Origin of the sequence: Roseateles saccharophilus, assembly GCF_004342485.1 — a bacterium.
In the GTDB taxonomy this organism is placed as follows: Bacteria; Pseudomonadota; Gammaproteobacteria; order Burkholderiales; family Burkholderiaceae_C; genus Pelomonas; species Pelomonas saccharophila.
Map to the genome: position 1 here is coordinate 64,159 of NZ_SMBU01000017.1, position 16,366 is coordinate 80,524.

Sequence of the window (16,366 nt, forward strand, 5' to 3'; positions counted from 1 at the left end):
ACCTTACGGTCAATCGGCGGTATCGCGCACCATCGGCTGCCTCGGATGCAGCCTCGCCATCGCCAGCACATCCTCGTAGACGCCATTGCGCAGCGCATAGGCGCGCATGCGGCCCTCGGGCGCAAAGCCGTGGCGCTCGTAGAGGCGGATGGCGCGCTGGTTGTCGTGGTAGACCGTCAGCTCGATGCGCAGCACCTGCGCCCAGTTGTCGGCGTAGTCGAGCAGCGCCGCCATCAGTGCATTGCCCACGCCCTGCCCCTGCGACGCGGCCGACACCGAGATGCCCAGCGCCATCACGTGGCGGCGGCGCAGCTGGGCGCCGACCGGGTGCAGGCCGGCGCTGCCGATGACCTTGCCGTCGCGCTCGGCCACGAGCAGCAGGTCGGGCGAGCCGGCCACGGGCGGCGTGCTCAGGCGCTGCTGCCACAGCTCCACATGGGCATGGGGCACTTGCAGCAGGCCCGGAAAGATGTCGGGTTCGGCCAGTTGTTCCGCCAGGGCGGCGGCGTCAGCCGGCCGGGCGCGGCGCAGGATCAAGCTCATCAGGACCTCCCAAGCGCCGCAATGTAGCGCGGCGCTCGGCGGCCTCCAAAGGCTTGAGCCGCTCGACGGCGGCGTGGAAGCGCGGCCAGTCGCGCCCCTCGCGCTCGAACAGGCGCAGGAAGGCCGGCACGAGTTCGTCGTAGGCCGACAGGATGGCGAAGCTGGCGTTGTTGGCGCGCTGGAACCAGGTCTCGTAGCCGGGCGCCTCGCCGTGCACGCGGGCGCGCAACTCGGCCATCACGACGGCCTTGGCCGCGGCGCGCTGCGCGGGCGGGCCGGCGTAGACGGCGGCCAGGCGCTCGCGGCCCTGCCGGGCCAGCGCGAGGAAGCGCTCGCGCCGCGCGCGTCCCGCCTCGAAGGTCGCGAGGGCCTCGGGCTTGGCCGCCAGCCATTCGCGCGCGCCCAGCAGCTCGACGGCGCTGGCATAGGCCTCATTGAAGCCGGTGTCGTCGGCCGCGTAGACGCGCTGGTGGGCCAGCTCGTGGAAGAGCATGGCCGCCAGCTCGCCCTCGGGGTCGCGGATGAAGGTGTTCAGCAGCGGGTCGCCGCCCAGCCAGCGGCTCCAGCCCAGGCTGGAATAGGCGGGGATGGCCTGCACCTGCACCTCCCAGCCTTCGGCCTGCAGCGCATCCGCATGCGCCTGGGCCGCGTCGCGGTCGAACCAGCCCTGGTAGCCGGCGCAGCCCATGATGGGATAGCACCAGATCTTCAGTTCGAACCCGAACTCGGGCGCGGCGACGACGTTCCAGACCACGGCCGGGCGGTGCAGGTCGGCGTAGCGGCGGTAGCTGTTGTTGTCGGGCAGGGCCAGGCGGGCGCTGGCGAAGTCGCGCATCTGCTGCGCGAGGCGCAGGCGCTCGGCAAGCTCGGGCGGCGTGGCCGGGTCGGCCAGCCAGTCGTCCACAGGCCGGGCCGCGCGCATGATGGCCAGATGGCCGGCAGCGGCCTGGCCCCAGTGGCTGACGGCGCTGCAGCCACACAGGCACAGCGCCAGCGCCGCGAGCAGCAGGCGCCGCGTCAAGCCGCCTCGACCTGCACCAGGCAGTCGTAGAAGGTCGGCGCATTGCCCATGTCGGTCAGGCGCTGGTGGGTGACCTCGTTGACATTGCTGCCCTCGACGCCCAGCTTGCGCCACCACACACCCAGGCCGTTGACGACGCCGGGCCGCGCCCGCTTGCTGACCTTGAGCCTGGCCACGTAGCGGCCGCGGTCGTTGAAGGCGGCCACCAGCGTGCCGTCGGCCAGCTGCCGCGATGCGGCGTCGTCGGCATGCATCTCGATGATGGGCTCGCCCTCGATGTCGCGCAGGCTCTTCACGTTGACGAAGCTGCTGTTCAGGAAGTTGCGCGCCGGCGGCGAGATCATCGCCAGCGGGTAGCGCGCGGCCAGTTCGGGCGCGCTGGCGGCGCTCTCGTAGTTGGGCACGAAGTCGGCGCCGGCGGCCTGGGCGCGGCCGTTGGGCGTGCGAAAACCCCCGTTGGCAAACGGCGCCTCGGGGATGGGCAGGGGCTGCCAGCCCTGCTCGCGCAGCAGTGCCATGTCGATGTCCGACGTGAAGGCCTGGGCGGCCAACTGCTCGTCGGTCTCGCTGAAGCAGGGGTCGGTCAGGCCCAGGGCCGCGGCCAGCTCGCGAAAGATCTGCGTATTGCTCTTGGCCTCGCCCAGCGGCTGAACAGCCGGCTGATTCATCAGCACATCGGTGTGGCCGTAGCTGGTGTGCACGTCCAGGTGCTCGAGCTGGGTGGTGGCCGGCAGCACATAGTCGGCCAGGTCGGCCGTGTCGGTCATGAAATGCTCGAGAACGACGGTGAACAGGTCCTCGCGCTGGAAGCCCTTCACGACCTTGGGCGACTCGGGCGCCACCGCGACGGGATTGCTGTTGTAGACGACGAGGGCCTCGATGGGCGGCTGCGCCTGCAGCAGCGCGTCGCCGATGGTGCTCATGTTGACCATGCGCGGCTGGCGGCCGGCCAGCAGGTCGGGCCGCTCCAGGTTGGCGCTCTTGAACGGCGCATTCCAGCCCGAGGCCGACAGCAGCGCGCCGCCGCTCTCATGGCGCCAGGCGCCGGTCAGGCAGGGCAACAGCGCGATCAGGCGCACCGCATTGCCGCCGCCGCGCACGCGCTGCAGGCCGTAGTTCATGCGGATGGCGGCGGGCGTCGTGGTGGCGTAGTCGCGCGCCAGGCCGCGCACCTCGTCGGCGCTGATGCCGCAGGTCGCGGCCACGCGCTCCGGCGGCCAGGCCAGGGCCTTCTCGCGCAGCTCGGGCCAGCCGTCCACATGCCTCTCGATGTAGTCGTGGTCCAGCCAGTCGTTGCGGATCAGCTCGTGCATCAGGCCCAGGGCCAGCGCGCCGTCGGTGCCAGGCAGCAGCGCGATGTGCTGATGGCATTTGTCGGCCGTCTCGGTCCTGCGCGGGTCGATGCAGATCAGCTTGGCGCCGTCGCGCCTGGCCTGGTTGGCATAGGTCCAGAAGTGCAGGTTGGACGTGATGCTGTTGCTGCCCCAGATGATGATGAGCTTGGCGCCTGCGAAGTGGCGTGTGTGCATGCCCAGCTTGTGGCCATAGGTGGCGGCCAGGCCGGCGCCGCCGGCGGAGGCGCAGATGGTGCGGTCCAGGCGCGCGGCGCCCAGCGCGTTCCACAGCCGCCCGGCCATGGCCTCGCCCTGGACCAGGCCCATGGTGCCGGCATAGCTGTAGGGCTGGATGGCCTGCGGGTCGCGGGCGGCGATGGCCTTCAGCCGCGCGGCGATGTCGGCCAGCGCCTCGGCCCAGGTGACCTGCACGAAGCGCGGCGCCTCGGTCTTGCTGCTGACGCGCTTGAGCGGGTGCAGCAGGCGCTCGGCGTGATAGGTGCGCTCGGGGTAGCGCGAGACCTTGGTGCACAGCGCGCCATGGGTGTTGGGATGCTCGGCGCGGCCCTGCACCTTGATGACGCGCTCGTTCTCGACGGTGACCTGCAGCGCACAGGTGTCGGGGCAGTCGTGGGGGCAGGCGCCGAAGACGGTGCGGGTGGTCATGTCAGTCAATCGCGGAGCTGGGACAACCCGGCAATTGTCTCAAGACGCGTCGCCCGGCTCAGCCGCGGCCCGGGAAGCCCACCCGGCGTGGAATGGCTTGCGCCAGCGCTTCTTCCGAGGAGCCGCAGGGATGGAGGCGTCGCCCAGGGCTCCGCTCAACTGTCTGTCCGCGCCCGACCACTGAAGCGCTTGCCCGCGCCCAGCCCCGCAAGGGCGGCGGCGACGAGCGCCATCGAACCGGGCTCGGGGAGGGTCGGACCGGCCGCCGGAGCCTGCAGCGTGAGGCTGCTCAGCGTGATGTCGCCGAATGTTCCCGTCTCCCTCCACGGCGTGCAGGTCGGACAGCTGATCGAATACGGGTAGACCGTCGTGTCCTGGAACAGGATGTGGTTGGACCCGCCGGGTGCCAGACCCAGCGCATCCTGAAAGCCGAACCCGCCCAGCCAGGGCTGGGTGGTGTAACGGTCGAAGGTGGCGCTCGAGACCTGGTCGTATACGCCTTCAGGCCTGGACGTCCTCGCCTCCGAATGGAATCGCGTGAATGCCCGGTCCGTCGTGCTGCCGAGATAGTTGTCTTCGACAACGGTCTCGTTGTCGAACTCGGTCTCGCCAGTCAGGTGCCGGGCGGCCGGCAGCAGCGTCGAGGCACCACCGGGCACACCGACATGGATATTGAACGTGGGCATGTCCCAGTTCGTCATCGCCAGGGCGTATGTGCCGGTCGGGGCGGGCTGGTGACTCGGGTCGATGTTCAGCGTCACGTCGCCGAAGAACGCCACGTTGTGCGTGATGATGAAACCACCATCGACCGAGTAGTCGCCCTTGCCGATGAAGGCATAGGTGAGGACGACGTTCGCAGACGCGACCGGCCCCATCGTCATGCCGAACCCGATTGCGGCCGCAGCCGCCCAGAACGTCCGCCTCATGACAGGCCCTCCTGTTACATATCTGCTCAAAATGTCACGATGCCGCAGTGGCGTCAAGCGCATTTCTAGGCCGACGAACACGGCCCTCCCGTGAATCGAGGGTGGGTTTATTTCGAGTGCCGTGGCCGCAGGGTCGGGGCGGTGGCATCTGCCCTCTGCGCACCGACGGGCGCGGCCTTGGCTCGATGAGCGGTCTCAAGGCGCTTGCTTTCCTTTCGAACGCGGCTCGACACGACTCATTGCGCTGCCGGCAGCGGCTTGCGGAAGCCGATGGCGAAGCGGTTCCAGGCGTTGATGGTGGTGATGGCCAGCGTCAGGTTCACCAGCTCGGCGTCGCTGAACTCGCTGCGGGCGAAATCGTAGACGGCATCCGGCGCATGGCCTTCGGTGACGAGGGTCAGCGCCTCCGTCCAGGCCAGCGCGGCCTGCTCGCGGCGGCTGAACAGCTCGGTCTCGCGCCAGGCCGGCAGCACGTAGAGGCGCTGCTCGCTCTCGCCGGTGCGGCGCGCGTCGCGGCCGTGCATGTCCAGGCAGAAGGCGCAGCCGTTGATCTGCGAGGCGCGCATCTTGACCAGCTCCAGCAGGCTGTGCTCCAGACCCAGGCTGCTGGCGCTGGCGGACATGGCGAGCATGGCCTTCACGGCGGCGGGAGAGGCGGTGTAGTAGTCGATGCGAGGGATGTTCATGCGATGCTCCGCGGCGTTTTTGGGATGCGCGAATGGTGGGCTGAGGCCGCTGCCGGGAGCAGTCCAATTCCGAGCAATTCCTTTAGGCCAGGCATGGATCTGCACATCGTCATCGACCCCGGCCAGCCCATCGGCGAGCAGTTGCTGCGCCAGCTGCGCAGCCTGATCCGCAGCGGGCGCCTCGCCGCCGGTGCCCAGCTGCCGCCGTCGCGGCTGCTGGCCGGGCAGCTCGGCCTGGCGCGCCAGACCATCGCCCAAGCCTACGAGCGCCTGGCGCTGGAGCAGCTCATCGAGGCGCGCCGCGGCCGCGGCAGCTTCGTGCGCGCGCTGCCGGCGCTGGCCGAGGCCCCGCCCGCCACACCGGCGCGCCTGGCCAGCGCCGAGCGCATCGCCGCCTTCGGGGCCCTGCCCCTGCCGCTGCTGCGCGTGGCCGACAGCCCGCTGGCGCGCTACGACTTCGTCGGCGGCTCACCCGAGCCGGCGCTGTTCCCGCACGCAGACTGGCGGCGCCACCTGAACGCTGCCCAGCGCCAGCTCGGCCAGGGCAGCGCGCATGCGCCGCCCGCCGGCCTGCCGGCGCTGCGCGAGGCCATCGCCGAGCATGTGGCCTTCGCCCGCGGCGTGCGCTGCTCGGCGGCGGACGTCATCGTCACCCAGGGTGCGCAGCAGGCCTTCGACCTGCTGGTGCGCGTACTCGTCGGCCCGGGCGACGTGGCGGCGCTGGAGTCGCCCGGCTACCCGCCGCTGCTCGCGATGCTGCAGGCCCAGGGTGCTCGCACGGCCCCCGTGCCGGTGGACGGCGAGGGCCTCGTCACCGATGCGCTGCCGGCCGAAGCCCGCCTCGTCTACACGACGCCGGCCCACCAGTTCCCGCTCGGCGTCGCGATGAGCGCGGCGCGGCGACATGGGCTGCTGGCCTGGGCCTCGCGCAGCGGCGCTGTCGTCATCGAGGACGATTACGACAGCGAGTTCCGCTTCGAGGGCCGGCCGCGCGACAGCCTGCAGGGGCTGGACGCCGAGGGCCGCGTCGCCTTTGTCGGCAGCTTCTCCAAGACGCTGGCACCGTCCCTGCGCCTGGGCTATGTCATCGCGCCACCCGCGCTGCGCGAGGCGCTGCTGCACGCCAAGCATCTGGCCGACGTGCACGGCCCCAGCCTGCTGCAGAACGCGCTGGCGCGCTTCATGGCCGAGGGCGGCTACCGCAGGCACCTGCGCCGCTGCGTGGCCGAGTACGGGCGGCGGCGCGAGCGGCTGATGGTGGGCTTCGACACTTTGCTGGCGCCATGGCTGACGCTGCTGCGCGCGGAGGCCGGTTTTCACCAGACGGCGCTGTTCAAGCCCGGCCTGCACATCGACGCGACCCGACTCGCCGCACTGGCGCGGCGCGCGGACGTGGGGCTCTACCCGCTGCAGCGCTTCGGCGCCGGCCCCGATGGCCTGCTGATGGGCTTCGGCCGCGTGGCCGCAGACGACATCGACACGGCCCTGGGCCGCGTGGCCGGGCTGCTGGGCACTGCTGCCTAAGCCAGCGGCAGCGTCAGCCGCGCGATGCAGCCGTGCGGCGCGGCCGGCAGCAGCTCGGCGCTGCCGCCATGGCGCTCGGCGATCTCGCGCACGATGGCCAGGCCCAGGCCACAACCCTCGCCGTTGGGCGCGCCGCGCACGAAGCGCTCGAAGGCGCGCTCGCGCAACTCGGGCACGAGGCCCGGGCCGTTGTCCTCGACGTCGATCCACACGTCGTCGCCCGCCCGCCTGAGCTTCACGGTGATGGTCGCACCGCTGCCGGCGTAGCGCACGGCGTTGTCCACGAGGTTGGTCAGGGCCTCGCGCAGCAGCAGCTGGACGCCCTGCATGCCCAGGGCCCCGGGCGCGATCTCCACGCCCAGGTCGCAGCCGGCGGCCAGCGCGCGCGGCACCCATTCCGAGGCAACTTCCTGCACCAGGCGGGCGCAGTCCACCGCGGCCCAGCCCTGGGCCGCCACCGCCTCGGGCTCGGTACGCGCGAGCACCAGCAGCTGCGATACCAGGCGCGCGCCGCGCACGGCGCTCTCGTGCACGCGCTCCAGGCGCTGGCGCAGCGCGGGGTCGGCCGTCGCGTCCACGGCGGCCAGCGCCAGTTCGCTCTGACTCTTCAGCCCGGCCAGCGGCGTGCGCAGCTGATGGGCCGCGTCGCTGATGAAGCGGCGCTGCGTGGCCAGGCTGTGCTGCACCTGGCCCAGCAATTCATTGACGGCGCCGGCCAGCGCGCCCACCTCGGGCGGCGCGGCCCGCAGCTGCACCGGGTCCAGCGCATCGGCACGCCGGCCCTGCATCTGCCGCTGCAATTCGGCCAGTGGCTGCAGGCCGCGGCGGATGCCGGCCCAGACGCCCATGCTCATCAGCGCGATCAGCAGCGACAGCGGCAGCGCCGTGTCCAGCAGCATGCGCCGCGCCAGCAGCTCGCGCGGCGCGCTGGAGCGTGCCACCTGCACGCGCAGCGTCGAGTCCGCCGCGCCGGCCGCACCCAGGTGCAGGTCCAGCGATACGAGGCGCAGGCGCTCGTTCTTCAGCGTCGCGTCGAAGTACACCGGCTCGTTCAGAAGCGGCCGGCCGGGCGGCGGCGGCAGGCGGGCGTCGCCCAGCAGCAGCGCGCCGGGCGGCGTGCTGACGAGGTAGAGCACGCGCTCGTCGGGGTCGGCGGGATCGACGCTGAGGATGTCCTGGGCCGAGCTCGGCAGGTCCACGAACAGGCCGCTGGCCGTGGGCTTGATCTGCCGCGCCAGCGCGCGGGCCGACTGCAGCAGGCTGGCATCGACCAGTTCGTCGGCATGCCGGCTCGCCAGCCGGTAGGCGCCGAAGGCCGCCACCAGCCACAGCACCAGCTGCGGCGCCAGCAGCCACAGCAGCAGTTGACGGTGCAGGGAGCGGCCGTTCACGGCGAGGCCGTGGCTTCGAGCAGATAGCCCAGGCCGCGCACGGTGCGCACGGCCAGGCCCGAGCCTTCGAGCTTCTTGCGCAGGCGATGGATGTAGACCTCGATGGAGCCGCCCTCGTCGGCCCCCCAGGCCTCGACGATCTGCGCCTTGCTGACGACGCGGTCGCGCTCGGTCAGCAGCAGGTCCAGCAGCGTCCACTCGCGCGGGCTCAGCTCCAGCGGCTGGCCGGCGACGCTGGCGCGGTGGGCCGCGCGGTCCAGGCTCAGGCCGCGCAGCTGCACGGCCGCGCCGGCGGGCCGGCTGCGCCGCAGCAGCGCATGCAGGCGGGCCTCCAGCTCGGGGAAGTCGAAGGGCTTGGTCAGGTAGTCGTCCGCGCCCGCCTGCAGGCCCGCCACGCGATGCTCCAGCGCGTCCAGCGCGGTCAGCACGAGGATGGGCAGCGTGCGGCCGGCCTCGCGCACGCGCCTGAGCACGGTCAGGCCGTCCACCATCGGCAGGCCCAGGTCCAGCACGGCGACGTCGAAATCCTGCTTGCGCAGCAGGTACTCGGCCACCGCGCCGTTCTCGGCCCACTCGACCTTGAACGAGGCGTTCGCCAGTTGCTGCTGCAGCGCGTCGGCCAGCAGGGTGTCGTCTTCGGCGAGCAGCAGGTTCATCGGCACGACTTTAGCGGCGCCCGCCCTCATGGTTAATACGATATTAAGTTTATTAATATTCCGTAATGATGTCGGAAACAGGCCCAGGCCGAGGAGACATCTTGACCCGCGTTCACATCCAGGACCTCAGCATCCGCTTCGGCAACCACGAGGTCATCAAGGGCCTTGATCTCGACGTGCACGGCGGCGAGTTCCTCGTGCTGCTCGGTCCCTCGGGCTGCGGCAAGTCCACGCTGCTGCACACCATCGCCGGGCTCAACCCGGTCAGCGGCGGCAGCATCCATATCGGCGAGCGTGACGCCACCCATGCCGAGCCCAGCCAGCGCGGCGTGGGCATGGTGTTCCAGAGCTATGCCCTCTACCCGACGATGACGGTGAAGGAGAACCTCGCCTTCCCGCTGAAGATGGCCAGGATGCCCAAGGCCGAACTGGAGAAGCGCGTGGCCGCCGCGGCGGAGATGCTGCAGCTCGGGCCCTTGCTGGATCGCCGGCCCGGCCAGCTCTCCGGCGGCCAGCGCCAGCGCGTCGCCATCGGCCGCGCCGTCGTGCGTGAGGCCAAGGTGCTGTTGCTGGACGAGCCCCTGTCCAACCTCGACGCCAAGCTGCGCACCGACCTGCGCCGCGAGCTCAAGACCCTGCACGGCCGCCTGGGCAACACGATGATCTACGTGACCCACGACCAGGTCGAGGCGATGACGCTGGCCACGCGCATCGTCGTCATGCACCAGGGCGTCATCCAGCAGATCGGCACGCCGGCCGAGGTCTACGAAAAGCCGAAGAACCTGCGCGTGGCCGGCTTCGTCGGCTCGCCGGCCATCAACCGCATCGAGGGCCGGGTGGGCGAAGGCGGCCTGTTCGTGTCGCCGGCCCTGACCCTGCCCCTGCCTACCGCGCTGGCCTCGCGCCCGCAGGGCGAGGCGCTGACGCTGGCCGTGCGGCCCGAGAACCTGCGGCTTGGCGCCGGCCAGCCCTTCGCCGCCGAGATCCAGCTCGTCGAACCGCTGGGCAACCAGCATGTGGTGTGGATGAGCAGCGCGGGCACGACGGTGTCGGCCGTGCTGCCGGGCCAGCCCGCGGTGGAAGACGGCGCCAGGGTGGCCTTCGGCTTCGATGCGGCGAAGGCGCTGTGGTTCGATGCCGATGGCGAGCGCATCGAGGCTTGAGCCGAACGCTGATTCTCCTGGCGGTCGACGCCGAGCAGCGCCCAGGCCGGCGAACTTATCTGGTGGCGATCAACATCCCGGCGCTGACCAGAGGGCACAGAAAGCTGTGACCGATCAGCGCGCGGGCCGCGAGGTATTCGGTCCGGTCGTGGTCGTTCAGGGCGTCCAGGTCCACATGCCCTTGCGAGTCGCAAGGGAACTCGAGGGGCGGGTCACCCCTGATGGGCGAAAAGCAGAGCAGGAAGCCCGTGCCATGCCCCGTTGTCGATATGTCGGCCATGATGGCTCCGATGCGCGAATCCGTAGCGCAGTGATATCGCCGCGGGGCGGGAGGCAGCCCCCCGATGTGCGGGCGGATCACCGCGCATTTCCGCGCGGCCGGGCGATCGCTGCAGCGGCCTCAGTTTTCTTTGTAGACCCTGACCCAGTCCACCTGCATCTGCGCCGGGAACACCGTGCTGGCATCGGGCGAGCCCGGCCAGTCGCCGCCGATGGCGAGGTTGAGGACGATGAAGAAGGGCTTCTCGAACACCCAGGTGCCGCCGGCCGGCAGCGAGCTGGGCGTGATGCGGTGGTATTCGACGCCGTCGACCTGCCAGATGATCTCGTTGGGGCGCTTGATCAGCGTGTAGGTGTGGAAGTCGGCCGCCACCGGGCCGCCGAGGTCGTAGGGCTTGCTGAGGCCCGCGGCGCCCGAGTAGCCGGGGCCGTGGGCCGTGCCGTAGACGGTGTTGGGCGTCTTGCCGACGTACTCCATCACGTCGAGCTCGCCGGAGCCCGGCCAGCCGGCCGTGGCGAGGTCAGTGCCCAGGGCCCAGAAGGCCGGCCAGATGCCCGCGCCGGCGGGCAGCTTCATGCGCGCCTCGAGCTTGCCGTAGGTGAAGCCGACCTTGCCGTTGCTGTGGATGCGCGCCGAGGTGTAGCCGCAGGGAGCGCCGTTCCAGCAGGGGCCGGGGTTGGTGGCCTTCTCGGCGCTGATGACGAGATGGCCGTTGCCGTCCGTCTGCACATTGCGCGCATTGGCCGTGTAGTACTCCAGCTCGTGGTTGCCCCAGCCGCTGGCCTCGGCGTTGCCGAGGTCGTAGTTCCAGTTGGCGGGGTTGGGCACGGTGCCGGCCGCGTCGTTGAACTCGTCGCTCCAGACCAGGGTCCAGCTGTTGGACGGCGCCGGCGTGGGCGCAGGAGCGGGCGCCGGCGTGGGCGCGGGTGCCGGTGCGGCGGCGGCCGAGCCGCCTCCGCCACCGCAGGCGGTCAGCACGGCGGCGAAGGCGGGCAGCAGGCCGCGCCAGGGGCTGGGCGGGCGGTTGATGGCGTTCATGCGCTTGTCTCCGGTGTTGTTCAGTTGGTGAGGCTCAGCCTCGCCAGGCGGTGAGGAAGTCGCGGTACCACTCGGCGCTGGCCTTGGGCGTGCGCTTCTGGGTTGCATAGTCGACATGCACGATGCCGAAGCGCTTCAGATAGCCGCTGGCCCATTCGAAGTTGTCCATCAGGCTCCAGACCATGTAGCCGGCCATAGGCACGCCCTGGCGCATCGCAGCGGCGACGGCGGCGATGTGCTCGCGCAGATAGGCGATGCGGTCGTCGTCTTGCACGCGGCCGCGGGCCAGCGTGGCGTCCTTGAAGGCGCCGCCGTTCTCGGTCACGTAGACGGGCGGCAGGCCGGGGTAGTCGCGGTGCAGCAGCACGAGCAGGTCGGTCAGGCCGGGGGCGTAGACCTCCCAGTCCATGTCGGTGACGGGCAGGCCGCGCTCCCTGGCGCCCCACGCCTCTCCGCCGGCCGACACGACGGTGCGGGTGTAGTAGTTCACGCCGAGGTAGTCCATGGGCTGGGCGATCGCGGCCATGTCGCCGGGCTGCACGGCGGGCGCGTCGCCGCCGAGTTCGGCCAGCACCTCGCCGGGGTAGCGGCCCTTGAACAGCGGGTCGGCATACCAGCGGCGGCCGCGCGCATCGGCCATGGCCGCGGCGGCGATGTCCTCGGGCATGGCCGTGGCGGGCACGCAGGACGACAGGTTGAGCACGATGCCGAGCCGGGCCTTCGCGCCGTCGGCCCGCAGCGCCTGCAGCGCCAGGCCGTGGCTGAGCAGCAGGTGGTGGCAGACCTGGGCGGCGGTCCTGCGGCTCCTGATGCCGGGCGCGAAGCTGCCCTGCTCGTGGCCGAGCACGGCGACGACCCAGGGCTCGTTGTGCGTCGTGATGCCATCGAGCCGGTCGCCCAGGCGGGCTTGCACATGGCGGGCGTAGTCGACGAAGCGGTGCACGGTGTCGCGGTCGTTCCAGCCGCCGCGCTCCTGCAGGCCCTGGGGCAGATCCCAGTGGTTGAGCGTCGCGAAGGCGCGGATGCCACGCGCCTTAAGGCCGTCCACCAGGCGCTCGTAGAAGTCCAGGCCCCCGGGGTTGAACTCGCCATGGCCGAGCGCCTGCACGCGCGGCCACGAGATGGAGAAGCGGTAGCAGTTGACGCCCAGCGACGCGATCAGGTCGAGGTCGCTCTCCAGGCGGTGGAAATGGTCGCAGGCGATGTCGCCGTTGCTGGCGTCGGCGATGGCGCCGGGCTGCCGGCAAAAGCGGTCCCAGATGGATTCGCCCTTGCCGCCCTCGTGCGCGGCGCCTTCGATCTGGAAGCTGCTGGTGGCCACGCCCCAGACGAAGTCGGACGGAAACTGGTGGTGCAATGGGCGTTGGGGCATGGTTACTTGACGGCGCCGGCCGTGAGACCCGCGATCAGTTGGCGCGACGAGATGACGAAGAGGACGAGCAGTGGCAGCGTGGCGATGGCCGAGCCGGCCATCAGCGCGCCCCATTCGGTGCTGGTGGTGCTGAACAGGCTGCGCAGCGCGAGCGGCAGCGTGTAGTTGTCGGCGCTGCGCAGCACGATCAGCGGGTTCATGAAGTTGTTCCATGAGCTGATGAAGGTGATCAGCCCGAGCGTGCCGAGCGCCGGCTTCATCAGCGGCAGCGCGATGCGCCAGTAGATGCCGAGCTCGCTGGCGCCGTCGATGCGCGCGGCGCTGAGCAGCTCCCTGGGCACGGTGCTGGCCGCGAACTGGCGCATCAGGAAGATGCCGAAGGCGCTTGCCGCCCCCGGCAGGTAGAGCGCGCGGTGGGTGTCGATCCAGCCGAGCGCGTCCATGACCATGAAGCTCGGGATCATGTTCATGAAGGACGGCACCATCAGCGTGCCCATGACGAGAGCGAACAGCGCCTTCTTGAAGCGGAACTCCAGCATCGCGAAGGCATAGCCGGCCATGGAGCAGAACAACAGCGTCAGCGCCGTGGACATCAGGCCGACGTAGAGGCTCCAGCCGACGTTCCTCCAGAACGGCAGCCGCGTGGTGAGCAGCTTGACGTTGGCCAGCAGCTCGCCGTTGAACCACAGCGGCGGCGGCACGTTGAAGATGTCGGTGCGCGACTGGGTCGCGAACACGAACATGAAGTAGAAGGGCGCGAGCATGAGCAGCGCGCCGATGCCGACGATGGCGTAGGCGAGGAATTTCGGCGTGTGCTTCATGCCTGCACCTGCCGATCCGCGAAGGCCTTGTTCGTCAGCCAGGTCAGCGCCGCGATGAGGCCGAACATGATCCAGGCCAGGGCGCTCGCGCCGCCGAAGTCGCTGAAGTCGAAGGCCAGCCGGTAGAGATACATGGCCACGGTCATCGCGGCCTGGTCGGCGCCGCCCTTGCCGTTGGTCAGGATGAAGGGCTCCTCGAACAGCTGCAGGCCGCCGATGATGGACAGCGTCACGCCGAACAGGATCATGGGCTTGATGCCGGGCAGCGTGATGCGCAGGAACTGCTGCCAGGGGCCGGCGCCGTCGAGCCGGGCGGCCTGGTAGAGATCCTCGGGAAGAGTCTGCAGCGCGGCCAGGTAGAGCACCAGGTTGAAGCCCACGTAGCGCCAGAACACGATGATGGCCACGGCCGGCTTGATGGCCTGGGGCGAGCGCATCCAGTTGATGTTCTCGGTGCCGAAGACGGCATGCAGGGCCTGGTTGACGAGGCCGTAGTCGGTCGAGAACAGCGATCCGAACAGCATCGCGATGGCGACCGTGGACGTGATGTAGGGTAGGAAGTAGGCGCCGGAGAACAGGCCGCGCCAGCGCCCGAAGGCCTGGTGCAGGAACACGGCCAGCGGCAGCGCGACGAGGTGCTGGGGCAGGCCCGAGCCCACGGCCAGCCACAGCGTGTTGCGCAGCGCCTTCCAGAACCAGCCGTCGGTCAGCGCGAAGACAAAGTTGTCCAGGCCGACGAATTTCATGGCCTCGATGCCGCTCGTCGGCTCCCAGGACTGGAAGGCCAGCCAGGCCGAGAACAGCAGCGGGAACAGGCCGAAGACGGCGAACAGGATCAGGAAGGGGCTGACCAGCAGGTAGGGCGCCCAGGCGGTGGGGATGCGCATCGTCATTGGGATGGTGCCGCTTGGCGTTGCGGTGTCGTAGCGGCGAGGCCCATGCCGGGAGTTGGCCCCGGCGGGCGACTCACTTTCTTGTGCGCACAAGAAAGTAGGCAAAGTTCTCGAAGAGCGGCGAAGCCAAAGCGCCCCCGAACCGCCCGGCCCTTAGCTTCGCAGCGGGCTGCCCTGCGCTGCTCAGGCCTTGAGGACTCGCGCGGAACTCGCTTCGCTACGCTGCGCTCAAACAGCCGCGCGAAGTCAGTTCTTGATGCGAGCTTCGCTCGCGCCCTCAAGTCCTTGCGCTGCTCGGCGGTCTCAGAGGGGGGAAGACGAATACCTCGCGGCGAACGGCTTTCGGGTTTGGCTATTGGCTGTTCCCACGGTCCCCTTTGGAGGAGCCGAGAAGCGCAGAACGGCGAGGCGTGCGCGCAGCGCACTTCGACAACTGACTCCGCGCAACTGTCTGAGCGCAGCGTAGCGAAGCGAGTTTTGCGCGGGCCTCGCCGTTCGAGCATCGCAGGGCACCCCTCGAAGAGGGCCGACGGAACAGGGGCGACTTTTTGCCTACTTTCTGGTCGCTCAAAAGGTAGGTCGCCCGCCGGGGCGAACTCCCGGCACGATGCACCGAGCGCCAAGGTCGATGGCAAAAGCAAGCTATCACCGCTCCCTGCCAACAACACAAATTTCGACCAGCCCACCATCACCGATTCGCCCGATGCACCAACAACGCCTGCGCGTCTTCCAGCGCCTGTGCAATCGGCTTGCCGTACTCGAGCACGTTGTCGAGCTCGGCGTTGACGACCTCGTCGGCGAACTTGTGCTGCCTGTGCATCCGCACGACGGGGATGCGCTGCGCCGCCTCGCGCCACAGCTGGCGGGCCTTCTGGCCGCCGAGGAAGGGCAGGGGCTGGTCGAAGAAGGGGCCTTGCTGAGCGGCGAGCAGGGCCGGGAAGGCGTCCTGCGACTTGAAGGCGTCGAGCTGGTGCTGGCGGTCCAGCGTCAATTCCTGGATCAGCTGCCAGGCCAGCTGCTTGCGCTCCGGCGCGGAGCGGCGCGGGATCGCGTAGTAGGTGCCGCCATAGGAGCAGTAGGCGCCCTCGGGCAACTGGGCCACGCGCCATTTGCCAGCGGTGCCGGGCGCCACCCAGTTGGCCATCTGGCCGGCCATCCAGGCACCCGAAATCTCGGTGGCCAGGCGCCCGCGCTTGAGCATCTCGGCCCAGTCGTTGAACCAGACCTCGACGCGCGCGTCCAGCCCCTGCAGCCTCACCTTGCGCGCCAGCTCGAAGGCACGCACGAAGCGCGGCGAGGTGATTTGCGCCCGGCCCTGGGCATCGAAGAACTGGCCCTCGCCCGGCGGCGTGCCGGCGCGCACGACGATGTCTTTCAGCAGGCGCACGTCGCCGATCAGGTAGGCGCCCGTTCTGGCCCTCAGCTCGGTGCCGGCCTCGACATAGGCCTCCCAGGAGCGGGTCAGATCTTCTTCCTTCAGACCGGCGCGGGCCAGCAGGTCGACGCGGTAGAACAGCGAGCCGGGGCCGATGTCGGTCGGCATCGCAACGACATGGCCCTCGCGATTGCGTGCGGTCTCGAAGGCGAAGGGCACGAAGCGCTCCCTGAAGCGCTCCGCACCGAAGGCCGGCGCGGACAGGTCCTCCAGGCCGGCGCCCAGCGAGAAGCGGCCGAGATAGCTGGCTTCCAGCGCGATGACGTCGGGCAGGTGGCCGGACGTGGATAGCGCTGTCGTCATCGCCGTGTGATGGTCGTCGTACTGGCGGCTGATGACCTCGGCATCGACCTCGGGGTGGCTCTGGCTCCAGCCCTTGAGCACGTCCTTGACGATGACGTCGACCAGCGGGAAGGCGGCCACCGTCAGAGGCGGCCGCTCGGCGGCCCGGCCCAGGCCGGCCGCACCGCAGGCGGCAGCGGCAAGCAGATGGCGGCGGGTGATGGCGGGAATGTCTTGCATGGCTTGAAAGCGCTTTCATAATTGTGAGTCACTGCGACCACCGTCCCCAGCCGCACAAACCCTAGGACGCACCAGACCGGGGCCGGGCGGCGGCG

At 70.1% G+C, this 16,366-nt stretch carries 15 protein-coding genes; 2 read left to right on the top strand and 13 right to left on the bottom strand.

The features are described from left to right. Nucleotides 1–9 precede the first annotated feature (9 nt). The 5 genes from EV671_RS15040 to EV671_RS15060 form a co-directional block, all read right to left on the bottom strand. Nucleotides 10–543 carry a GNAT family N-acetyltransferase gene (locus EV671_RS15040; protein ID WP_207911172.1) on the bottom strand — a complete coding sequence of 178 codons (534 nt, stop codon included), beginning with the start codon at nt 541–543 and terminating at the stop codon, nt 10–12. Beyond that, a complete protein-coding gene (locus EV671_RS15045; protein WP_243655743.1) occupies nt 509–1,564 on the bottom strand; it encodes an aminopeptidase in 1,056 nt (351 codons plus the stop codon). The genes EV671_RS15040 and EV671_RS15045 overlap by 35 nt, the downstream gene beginning before the upstream one ends. Continuing rightward, complete coding sequence (locus EV671_RS15050) at nt 1,561–3,564, bottom strand: molybdopterin-containing oxidoreductase family protein (protein WP_132573129.1); 2,004 nt, start codon at nt 3,562–3,564, stop codon at nt 1,561–1,563. Before EV671_RS15050 ends, EV671_RS15045 begins: the two co-directional genes overlap by 4 nt. 155 nt (nt 3,565–3,719) lie before the next feature. Beyond that, entirely contained in the window at nt 3,720–4,490 is a 771-nt protein-coding gene (locus EV671_RS15055) for a hypothetical protein (RefSeq protein ID WP_132573131.1), read from the bottom strand. A 236-nt stretch (nt 4,491–4,726) separates the two neighbouring features. Continuing rightward, complete coding sequence (locus EV671_RS15060) at nt 4,727–5,176, bottom strand: carboxymuconolactone decarboxylase family protein (protein ID WP_132573133.1); 450 nt, start codon at nt 5,174–5,176, stop codon at nt 4,727–4,729. A 93-nt stretch (nt 5,177–5,269) separates the two neighbouring features. Between EV671_RS15060 and pdxR the strand changes: the two genes are divergently transcribed. Next, complete coding sequence (pdxR, locus tag EV671_RS15065) at nt 5,270–6,700, top strand: MocR-like pyridoxine biosynthesis transcription factor PdxR (protein WP_132573135.1); 1,431 nt, start codon at nt 5,270–5,272, stop codon at nt 6,698–6,700. Here pdxR and EV671_RS15070 read toward each other — a convergent pair. Then, nucleotides 6,697–8,091, bottom strand: coding sequence for a sensor histidine kinase (locus tag EV671_RS15070; protein WP_132573137.1), 1,395 nt, complete (start codon nt 8,089–8,091; stop codon nt 6,697–6,699). The two genes, pdxR and EV671_RS15070, sit on opposite strands and share 4 nt — an antisense overlap. Continuing rightward, nucleotides 8,088–8,747 carry a response regulator transcription factor gene (locus EV671_RS15075; protein WP_132573139.1) on the bottom strand — a complete coding sequence of 220 codons (660 nt, stop codon included), beginning with the start codon at nt 8,745–8,747 and terminating at the stop codon, nt 8,088–8,090. The genes EV671_RS15070 and EV671_RS15075 overlap by 4 nt, the downstream gene beginning before the upstream one ends. A gap of 101 nt (nt 8,748–8,848) precedes the next feature. On the opposite strand from EV671_RS15075, the gene EV671_RS15080 reads away from it, so the two are divergent. Then, a complete protein-coding gene (locus EV671_RS15080) occupies nt 8,849–9,910 on the top strand; it encodes an ABC transporter ATP-binding protein (protein ID WP_243655744.1) in 1,062 nt (353 codons plus the stop codon). Between the two features lie 55 nt (nt 9,911–9,965). On the opposite strand, the gene EV671_RS15085 is transcribed toward EV671_RS15080, so the two are convergent. The 6 genes from EV671_RS15085 to EV671_RS15110 all read right to left on the bottom strand — a co-directional run bounded on the left by EV671_RS15085 (nt 9,966) and on the right by EV671_RS15110 (nt 16,271). After that, nucleotides 9,966–10,190 carry a hypothetical protein gene (locus EV671_RS15085; protein WP_132573143.1) on the bottom strand — a complete coding sequence of 75 codons (225 nt, stop codon included), beginning with the start codon at nt 10,188–10,190 and terminating at the stop codon, nt 9,966–9,968. A gap of 120 nt (nt 10,191–10,310) precedes the next feature. Further along, the gene (locus tag EV671_RS15090; RefSeq protein ID WP_132573145.1) at nt 10,311–11,228 is read right to left on the bottom strand and encodes a glycoside hydrolase family 16 protein; all 918 of its coding nucleotides are present in this window, start codon (nt 11,226–11,228) and stop codon (nt 10,311–10,313) included. A 34-nt stretch (nt 11,229–11,262) separates the two neighbouring features. After that, on the bottom strand, nt 11,263–12,600 hold the full coding sequence (locus EV671_RS15095; RefSeq protein ID WP_132573147.1) for a GH1 family beta-glucosidase: 1,338 nt from the start codon (nt 12,598–12,600) through the stop codon (nt 11,263–11,265). A gap of 2 nt (nt 12,601–12,602) precedes the next feature. Continuing rightward, nucleotides 12,603–13,421 carry a carbohydrate ABC transporter permease gene (locus tag EV671_RS15100; protein ID WP_132573149.1) on the bottom strand — a complete coding sequence of 273 codons (819 nt, stop codon included), beginning with the start codon at nt 13,419–13,421 and terminating at the stop codon, nt 12,603–12,605. Further along, nucleotides 13,418–14,308 carry a carbohydrate ABC transporter permease gene (locus EV671_RS15105; RefSeq protein WP_243655745.1) on the bottom strand — a complete coding sequence of 297 codons (891 nt, stop codon included), beginning with the start codon at nt 14,306–14,308 and terminating at the stop codon, nt 13,418–13,420. The genes EV671_RS15100 and EV671_RS15105 overlap by 4 nt, the downstream gene beginning before the upstream one ends. Before the next feature lie 694 nt (nt 14,309–15,002). Then, nucleotides 15,003–16,271: an ABC transporter substrate-binding protein gene (locus EV671_RS15110; protein ID WP_132573153.1), complete on the bottom strand. Its 1,269-nt coding sequence runs from the start codon at nt 16,269–16,271 to the stop codon at nt 15,003–15,005. Between the last annotated feature and the right edge of the window lie 95 nt (nt 16,272–16,366).